This is a genomic window from Spiroplasma sp. hy2 (assembly GCF_044714365.1).
GTDB classification, from domain to species: Bacteria; Bacillota_I; Bacilli_A; order Mycoplasmatales; family Mycoplasmataceae; genus Spiroplasma; species Spiroplasma phoeniceum.
Map to the genome: position 1 here is coordinate 1 of NZ_RXFZ02000301.1, position 752 is coordinate 752.

Sequence of the window (752 nt, forward strand, 5' to 3'; positions counted from 1 at the left end):
MATTATAAAAACTATAAATATTAGCACTCATAAAACCATTAAGTCATTGAAAATTAGGTCAAGTTTTTTCATCTTGGTTAATTACTCATCCTCATGGAATACCAAACGAAATAAAATTTAAGAATTTACCAACTCCGCCTGGTATAGTAAAAGGATTAAAAACTAATTTTTGCGTATAGTTTAAAGGTAATACTGTAATTTGACGATTAATAAAATTATTCATATTTAAAATATCTCAAACATTACATTTACCCATTTTATTATATTCAATTTGAACTTGACCAACTGTATTACCAAATTCATCTTTTCTTCTAAAATATGATGATGCTTGGGTACTAATTATATTATTAACATTTTCATTATTTACTTTTATTTTGTTTGGTAAAGTAATCATTCAATTTTTAGACCAATAAAATTTAGAGTTATTATCTTCTTTATGAATAGTTGTGCCAACCGTAGGATTAGTTGCTGTTGAACTAGCTTTATCGGTTATAACAATGCCCTCACTATTTTTCTGTTTTCAAAAATCATATCTACTTTCCATATCTTTTTTTCAATCTTCATAACCAGTTATCATAGTTGGTTGAATACCTTGAATGTTATATCAACTTACTTCGGGTGATGCATAAGTATTGATTTTATCAGGTGGACAAGGATACATGTTATACATTAATAAATCTCGTGAATTCATAACTTTTTTATTAAATTGACCTTTAATAATTGGTCGACCAATAACAGGCATATCAAAAAAA

At 26.2% G+C, this 752-nt stretch carries 1 protein-coding gene; it reads right to left on the minus strand.

Features of this window, described 5'->3' with window-relative positions; all coding sequences use genetic code 4:
- The coding region (locus EHV01_RS06210) for a hypothetical protein (protein ID WP_422066700.1) at positions 1 to 752 on the minus strand (752 nt) is incomplete at both ends.